Source organism: Myxococcus vastator (assembly GCF_010894475.1).
Lineage (GTDB): Bacteria > Myxococcota > Myxococcia > Myxococcales > Myxococcaceae > Myxococcus > Myxococcus vastator.
The window spans coordinates 1-7,740 of sequence record NZ_JAAIYB010000403.1 but is presented as its reverse complement, the minus strand read 5'-3'; the positions used below and the strand labels follow the sequence as shown (position 1 = coordinate 7,740).

General features: G+C 70.5%; 5 protein-coding genes. 4 read left to right on the top strand and 1 reads right to left on the bottom strand.

Annotated features, from left to right (window positions below):
• The first annotated feature begins 245 nt into the window (after positions 1-245).
• Positions 246-1,262 carry a coiled-coil domain-containing protein gene (locus tag G4D87_RS29565; RefSeq protein WP_163786049.1) on the top strand — a complete coding sequence of 339 codons (1,017 nt, stop codon included), beginning with the start codon at positions 246-248 and terminating at the stop codon, positions 1,260-1,262.
• 81 nt (positions 1,263-1,343) lie between these two features.
• Here the strand turns inward: G4D87_RS29565 and G4D87_RS29560 are convergent, their stop codons facing one another.
• Positions 1,344-1,781, bottom strand: coding sequence for a MarR family winged helix-turn-helix transcriptional regulator (locus G4D87_RS29560; protein ID WP_240358713.1), 438 nt, complete (start codon positions 1,779-1,781; stop codon positions 1,344-1,346).
• 136 nt (positions 1,782-1,917) lie between these two features.
• On the opposite strand from G4D87_RS29560, the gene G4D87_RS29555 reads away from it, so the two are divergent.
• Genes G4D87_RS29555 through G4D87_RS29545 form a run of 3 tightly spaced genes read left to right on the top strand, consistent with a single transcriptional unit; the run spans position 1,918 to position 7,614 of the window.
• Positions 1,918-3,306, top strand: coding sequence for a TolC family protein (locus tag G4D87_RS29555; protein WP_163786047.1), 1,389 nt, complete (start codon positions 1,918-1,920; stop codon positions 3,304-3,306).
• The gene (locus G4D87_RS29550) at positions 3,294-4,445 is read left to right on the top strand and encodes an efflux RND transporter periplasmic adaptor subunit (RefSeq protein ID WP_163786046.1); all 1,152 of its coding nucleotides are present in this window, start codon (positions 3,294-3,296) and stop codon (positions 4,443-4,445) included. The genes G4D87_RS29555 and G4D87_RS29550 overlap by 13 nt, the downstream gene beginning before the upstream one ends.
• 22 nt (positions 4,446-4,467) lie before the next feature.
• The gene (locus G4D87_RS29545) at positions 4,468-7,614 is read left to right on the top strand and encodes an efflux RND transporter permease subunit (RefSeq protein WP_163786045.1); all 3,147 of its coding nucleotides are present in this window, start codon (positions 4,468-4,470) and stop codon (positions 7,612-7,614) included.
• The last annotated feature ends 126 nt before the right edge of the window (positions 7,615-7,740 follow it).

Here is a 7,740-nt window from a genome sequence, read left to right as displayed (position 1 = left end):
GCCCATCCCCGAGCGGGTCCGCCGGCTGAGGGAGCTGAGCGCCCGCCTGGGAGCCCGCCCCGGTGGGCGCGGCGGCTGGGAGTACGCGTACTGAGGTGACGGACGGCGCTCCGGACGCCCGCCGGTCCGCTGGCCGAGGCGACGCAGGGAGTGAACCGAAGCACGTCCCGCAGTGGACCCTTGACGCCCCGGGGGCGGACGGTAGGCTGCCCCGCTTTTTGCATTTCCCCGTGGAGGTCGTTCCCGTGCTGGTCCTGGTCCTCGCCCTTGCTGTCGGGCTCGCCATCTCGCTCTATTTCAATCTCTTCGCCGGCCCCAAGCACGCCGCGCTTCCCTCTTCGTCCTCTTCGGCGCCCCGCGCCGAGCTGGTGACGGACACCCAGGCGCGTGCCAAGGCCGAGGCGGAGCTGCAGCGCAAGCAGAAGGAGCTGGACGAGCAGCGCACTCAACTTCAGGACTTGAAGGAGCAGCTGAAGCAGAGCAAGCGCAAGCTCTACGAGCAGAAGGAGTCCGACAAGGGCGCGCAGGACCTGGCCAAGGCGCGCGCCGAGGTGGAGCGCAACGCCTCCGCGCAGCTCGAGCGGACCCGCGAGGAGCTGTCCCACGCGCTGGTGGAGAACCAGCGGCTGAAGGCGGAGATGGAATCCAAGGGCCGCCGCCCGCAGCCCGCGCCGGCCGCGCCCGCGCCCGCCGCGCAGGTCGCCGCCCCCGCCCAGGAGGGCGAGGCCGTCATCGCCGCGGTGGTGCCGGTGGTGCCCTCCACGACGGAGCCGGCGGCGCAGGAGCGTGGCCAGCGCCGCTACCGCGAGCTGAATGACGCCGACCGCGAGAAGATGGAGCGGCTGGAGCAGGCGGCGAACAAGGACCGCAGCCGCGCGGCGGAGCTGGAGAAGGAGCTGCGCCGGGTGAAGGGCCGCAACGAGACGCAGCAGCGCGTCTATGCCGCCACCAAGCACGACCTGGACCTGAGCCGCGACAAGTACAAGGCCCTGGAGAAGCGCCTCAACCGCACGCTCCTGGAGCGCGACCTGATTCGCCGGGCCATCAAGGACCTGGAGAAGAAGACGGGCATGCTCGCCGACCGCACGGAGCTGACGCCCGAGGAGGTCGCCGCCAGCGACCAGCGCACCGAGGAGACCTCACGCGTGCGCGCCGAGAGCGAGGCCCAGGCCACCCCCAAGGCGGAGGCCCCGGCCGACACCGAGCAGCAGGCGCCCGAGAGCGCTCCGGCCGACACGGAGTCCAAGCCCGCGCAGGCCTGACGCACCCGCCCACACACGGGCACCTTGAAGGGCTCGGCATCCTGGAGGACCTCCAGGGCCGGGCCCTTCGTCATTTCCACATCAGGTGTCGGACGAGCCGCAGCCGCCCTCGAGCGGCACCGGCCCCCGGGCCTGGATGAGGCCCGTCAGGAGCTTGTCCATGAGCCGCTTGAGCTCCGCCATCTCCGGCGGCGTGAGGTAGCGGAGCAGCTCCTCGTCCGTCCACAGGAGCGCGTCGCTCAGCAGGTTCAGCTCGGCATGGCCGGCCGGGGACAGCTCCAGGCGCGCACACCGGCGATCCTCCGCGGTGCTCCGCTTCACCAGGCCGTCCTCCTCCAGGCGCGCGACGAGCCGGCTCACCGCGGGTGCGTCCACGAGCAACCGCTCCGCGATGGCGGACTGGCTGCGCACCCCGTCGGCGACGGATTTCAGCGCCAGCAACTGCATGAAGGGCCTACTGGTCTGCTCGCCCAGCCGCTCGGTGAGGAGGCGGCGGATGGCGCGCCGCAGCGAGGCCATTTGCTCCGGGACAGTCATCTCCCCCAAAGATGGTTGCAGACTACAACCATTGTCAATTACATCGACGCGACGCGTTTGGTCACAACGGGGGGAAGTTTTCAGCCCACACACAGTTCCCTCATTTCCTCCTCCTGGTATGGCCTCCCCTTCCGTCATTCTCCTGGCGCTCGTCGCGGCGTCGACGCTGACCGAGCCGTCATCGTCCATTCCCGCGCCCGTCCCCTTCCAGCCGAAGGTGGAGGACGCGATGCTCACCCCCGTTGCCCCCGCGCAGCGGCAGGTAACGACCTGGGACGAGGCGCTCGCGCTCGTCCGGGAGCGCTCCACCGACCTCCGCGGCGCCGAAGCCGGCGTGGAGCGCGCCGCGGGCCGCTCCCGTCAGGCCCTGGCCGCGCTGCTCCCCAATGCGCGGCTGTCGTCCAGTGTCGGTGTGGACCTCCTCAACCCCGACCTCCCCGTGGGCGCGGGTGGTACGCCGCTGGTGGGCATTGGCGGCGGCGACAGCGGCGGGCCCTCCACGCCGCTGGTCACCGCCACGGCGAACGTGACGCAGTCCCTGGTGGACGTCAGCGCCTGGCGCGGACGTGCCTCGGCCGTGGCCGCCGAGGAGAGCGCGGCGGCGACGCTCGGGGAGACGCGGCGGCTGCTCACGCGGAGGCTGGCCCAGGTGCTGGTGTCCACGGTGGCGGCGGAGCGGGCGGCGGAGATCAACCGCGTGGGCCTGCGGCAGGCCCTGGAGCGCTTCGCGCTCGCGCAGCGCACCTATGAGCTGGGCGCGGGCAACCAGTTGGACGTGGTGCGCGTGGAGCAGGACGTGGCGGTGGCGCGCGGCGCCCTCGTCGCGGGAGACGAGCAGCTGCGGCGCAGCCGTGAGGCCCTGGGTCTGGCGGTGGGCTTCGGCGACGCCGTGGGCGTCAGCCGGGACTTCCACCTCCAGGGACTGGTGAACGAGACGCAGCGGGCCTGCGCGCCCTTGAAGGACATGAACGAGCGGACGGACCTCGTGGCCTCGCGCGCGCAGTTGGAGTCCGCGCGCGACAGCCGTCAGCAGGCCACCGCCGGCTACCTGCCCACGCTGGGCCTGTCGAGCACCGCCATTGGCCTCACCACGGACCCCGGCTTCGGCCGCGTGGCCATCTGGAGCGTGTCCGCGGTGCTCTCCGTTCCCATCTGGGAAGGCGGCCTGCGCGGCGGCTTGATTCGCGAGCGCGAGGGCCTGGAGCGCCAGGCGGCGCAGACGCTGGAGAGCACCCGCCGCGACGTGTCGATTGAGGTGGCCCAGGCCCGGCGCGCCGTGGAGGTGGCCGAGGCCCTGGTGGCGACGGCGGTGGCGTCCCGCGACCTCGCGGACCGGACCGACCGCCTCACCCGCCGTTCTTTTGAAGTGGGCCGCGGCAGCAGCCTGGAGCTGGTGCAGAGCGGAGCGGCCCTGCGCCAGGCGGAGCTGACCCTGGTGCTGCGTGAATTCGAGCTCGTCCAGGCGCGCCTGGACGCATTCCTGACGGAGGCGCGGTGCGACTGGTGAATCCGATGAAGGCGATGTGGGGTGTCACCCTGCTGGCGGTGGTGGCGGGCTGTTCGGGACAGAAGGCCGCCCCGCCGGCCCCTCCGCCCCGCGAGGTGGAGGTCCTGACGCTCACCCCGCGCGAGGTGCGCGAGACGGGGGAGTACCTGGGCTCGCTGATGTCGCGGCAGAGCGTCAGCGTGCTGCCCCAGGTCGCGGGCTACGTGCGCAAGATTCACGTGCGTCCCGGTGAGAAGGTGGAGGCCGGCGCGGCGCTCATCGAGGTGGACTCGCGCGAGGGCACCGCCGCGCTCGACAGCGCGCAGGCGCAGCTCAGCTCCACCCAGGTGAGCCTGGAGCTGGCGCGCCGCACGCTGGAGCGCACCGAGGCGCTCTACAAGGAAGGGCTCGCGAGCGCGCAGGAGCTGGAGCAGGGCCGCGCGCAGGTGGAGGCCGCCCAGGCCGCGTCGCGCTCGTCCGCCGCCCAGGTGACGCAGCGCCAGGTGCAGCTCCAGTACCACCTGGTGCGCGCGCCCTTCGCCGGTACGGTGGGCGACGTGCTGGTGCGGCTGGGTGACTACGTGGGCATGACGACGCCGCTCACCAGCGTGGCGCAGGCGGACGTGCTCGAGGTGAGCGTGTCGGTGCCGTCGACGCGCGCCCGGTCCATGAAGCCCGACACCACGCTCGAAATCCTCGACGGGACGGGCAAGGTGCTGCTCACCAGCAGCGTCTTCTACATCGCGCCCCAGGCGGACCCGCGCACCCAGCTGGTGGAGGTGAAGGCCGCCTTCCGCAACACCGTGGGCCTGCGGCCCAGCGAGCTGGTGCGCGCGCGGCTCGTGTACTCGGCCCGGGATGCGCTGCAGATTCCCGCGCTCGCCATCGTCCGGCAGAGCGGCCAGCCCTTCGCGTTGGTGGTCCTGGCGAAGGACGGGAAGACGGTGGTGGAGCGCCGCCCCATTACCCTCGGCGCGCTGGGCGAGATGGCCTACGTGGTGGAGCGCGGGCTCCAGTCGGGCGACCAGGTCGCCGTGTCCTCGCTGCAGGCGCTGCGGGATGGCATGGCGGTGAAACCCAAGCAGGCCAACGCGCCCACTGGCAGCGGCCCCCCCCGGGCCTCTGGCACGGGTGGCGGCACTGTCGGCGGGAGCCGCTGAACGAAGGGCCGGATACAGCACCATGTTCGTCGACTTCTTCATCCGTAGGCCCGTCTTCGCCATCGTCTGCTCCATCCTGCTGACGCTGGTGGGCTTGATTGCCATCCCCACGCTGCCCATCTCCCAGTACCCGGACCTGGCGCCGCCACAAGTCACCGTGACGAGCACCTACGTGGGCGCGAGCGCCGAGGTGGTGGAGAGCGCCGTCACCATCCCGCTGGAGCAGGAGCTCAACGGCGTGGAGGGCATGCGCTACATCACCTCCACCAGCGGCAACGACGGCACCAGTCAAATCACCATCACCTTCGATGCCGCGCGCGACATCGAGGTGGCCGCCGTGGACGTGCAGAACCGCGTCAGCCGCGCCTCGGCGCGCCTGCCCTCGCAGGTGAACCAGACGGGCATCGTCGTCAACAAGGCCTCCAACCAGATGCTCCTGACGGTGGGCCTGTTCAGTCCGGACAACCGCTACGACGCCAAGTTCCTCAGCAACTACGCCGATGTGAGCCTGAAGGACGCCATCAAGCGCGTGCCCGGCGTGGGTGACGTGCGCATCTTCGGCGAGCGCAAGTTCTCCATGCGCCTGTGGCTGGACCCCACGGAGCTGGCGCGCCGCAAGCTGACGCCCCAGGACGTGACGCGCGCGCTCCAGGAGCAGAACCTCCAGGTGGCCGCGGGCCAGGTCGGCCAGCCTCCGTCCACTGACGACCAGCCCTACCAGATAGCGGTGCGCGCCCGAGGCCGGCTGGTGGAGCCGGCGGAGTTCGGCGACATCGTCCTGATGCGGGCCACGGACGGCACCAGCGTCCGGGTGAAGGACGTGGGCCGCGTGGAGCTGGGCGCGGAGAACTACAACACCGTGCTGCGCTTCAACGGCAAGACGGGCGTGGGCCTGGGCATCTTCCAGCTCCCCACCGCCAACGCGCTGGACGTGCGCGACGGCGTGTACGCGGAGCTCGAGCGCCTGGCGAAGCAGTTCCCGCCGGGCATGCAGTTCCAGACGGGCACCGACACCACCCTGGCCGTCCGCGCCTCCATCAACGAGGTCGTCAAGACGCTGGCGGAGGCCATCGTCCTGGTCATCCTCGTCATCTTCCTGTTCCTGCACGGCTGGCGCAGCGTGCTCATCACCGCCTTCACCCTCCCCGTCTCGCTGATTGGCACCTTCGCCTTCGTCTACCTGATGGGCTTCTCCATCAACACCCTCACCCTCTTCGGCCTCACGCTGGCCACGGGCCTGGTGGTGGACGACGCCATCGTCGTCATCGAGAACATCGAGCGGTTGATGGTGGAGCGGCGCCTGTCGCCCATGCAGGCCGCGCGCGAGGGCATGAAGGAGGTGGCCGGCGCCGTCATCGCCATCTCCATCGTCCTGGTGGCGGTGTTCGTCCCGGTGGCGCTCTTCCCGGGCACCACGGGCGCCATCTACCGTCAGTTCGCGCTGACCATCGCCGCGTCCATGGTCCTCTCCGCCTTCTGCGCCCTCACGCTCACCCCCGCGCTCAGCGCGCGGATGATGAAGCACCACGAGGGCGAGAAGTGGGTCTTCTTCCGCTGGGTGGACAAGGTGCTGGACGGGACGAAGGCCCTCTACGGCCGGGGCCTGCGCAGGATGCTGAAGTATCCGGCCCTGATTCTGCTCGCCTTCCTGGTGTGCATCGGCGGCACGGTGCTGCTGTTCCGCGTCGCGCCCACGGGCTTCATCCCCGACGAGGACCAGGGCTACATCATCATCTCCATCCAGGGCCCCGAGGGCATGTCGCTCGCCCAGACGGAGAAGGTGCTGGCCGAAGCGGAGGCGATCCTGCAGGCGCAGCCCGAGGTGCGCGCCATGTTCGCCATTGGAGGCTTCTCCATGCAGGGCAGCGGCCCCAACATGGCCACCATCTTCTCGTCGCTGGCCCCCTGGGAGGAGCGCGCGGGCAAGGAGCAGTCGGTGGCCGCGCTGGTGGAGCGGCTGCGTGCCCCGCTGAGCGGCATCGGCGGAGCGCGCGTGCTGCCCTTCCAGCCGCCCGCCATCCGCGGCGTCGGCAGCGTGGGCGGCTTCCAGTACATCGTCGAGGACATCGACGGCACCAAGTCGCTGGATGACCTGGCCGCGGCCGCCCAGATGCTGGTGGCCAAGGGGAATGAAGACGCGCGGCTGCGCGGCGTCTTCACCTCCTTCAACGCGGACACGCCGCTGCTCGACGTGGAGGTGGACCGGCAGAAGGCGAAGGCGCTCGGCGTGCCGATTGAGCAGGTGTTCGGCACCATGCAAGTCTATATGGGCAGCCAGTACGTCAACGACTTCAACTACGCCAACCGCACGTACCGCGTGTACGTGCAGGCGGAGCAGCAGTTCCGCGACAGCCCGTCGGACATCGGCGCCTTCTACGTGCGCAGCGACACCGGGGACATGATTCCGCTGGAGTCGCTGGTGAAGGTGGAGCCCACCGTGTCCGCCCAGGTCATCCGCCACTACAACCTGTTCCGCGCGGCGGAGGTCAATGGGCAGCCGTCGCCGGGCGTGTCCTCCGGTCAGGCGATTGAAGCCATGGAGGCGCTGGCCGCGCAGCACCTGCCCCAGGGCATGAGCGCGGAGTGGACGGGCATCAGCCTGGAGCAGAAGGAGAGCGGCGGGCAGACGGCCATCATCTTCGCGCTGGGCCTGCTCTTCGTCTTCCTGGTGCTCGCGGCGCAGTACGAGAGCTTCAGCCTGCCGCTGGTCATCATCTTCTCCGTGCCGCTGGCCATCATGGGCGCGCTGGGGTTGCAGCTGGCGCGTGGGTTCGCCAACGACGTGTTCTGCCAGGTGGGACTGGTGATGCTGGTGGGCCTGGCCAGCAAGAACGCCATCCTCATCGTGGAGTTCGCCGAGCAGCTCCGGGAGAGAGGGAAGAGCGCCATCGACGCGGTGGTGGAGGCGGCGGAGGTCCGCCTGCGCCCCATCCTGATGACGTCCTTCGCCTTCCTCCTGGGCGTGGTGCCGCTGATGACGGCCTCCGGCGCCGGCGCGGCGTCCCGCAACTCGCTGGGGACGGCGGTGTTCGGCGGCATGCTGGTGTCCACGGTGGTGAACTTCGTGTTCATCCCCGGGCTCTACGTGCTGATGCAGAAGCTTCGCGGCGAGGCGAAGCGGTCCGCCGGTGAGGACGAAGCAGTGCCCACGCCCGCCGCGTCCCACTGAGGCCCGCGACACGCCTGAACGGACCACGGCCCGGCTCCTCTCATGAGGGGCCGGGCCTTGTGCTGTCTGGGCTGCAATGAGTCGCTGGGGTACGCTGAAACCCACTGGAGGTAGCCCCTCCCCCTC

Coding starts and splice junctions, on each gene's coding strand:
- G4D87_RS29560 (WP_240358713.1), bottom strand. CDS start 1,781: ATGGCCTCGCTGCGGCGCGCCATCCGCCGCCTCCTCACCGAGCGGCTG.
- G4D87_RS29555 (WP_163786047.1), top strand. CDS start 1,918: ATGGCCTCCCCTTCCGTCATTCTCCTGGCGCTCGTCGCGGCGTCGACG.
- G4D87_RS29545 (WP_163786045.1), top strand. CDS start 4,468: ATGTTCGTCGACTTCTTCATCCGTAGGCCCGTCTTCGCCATCGTCTGC.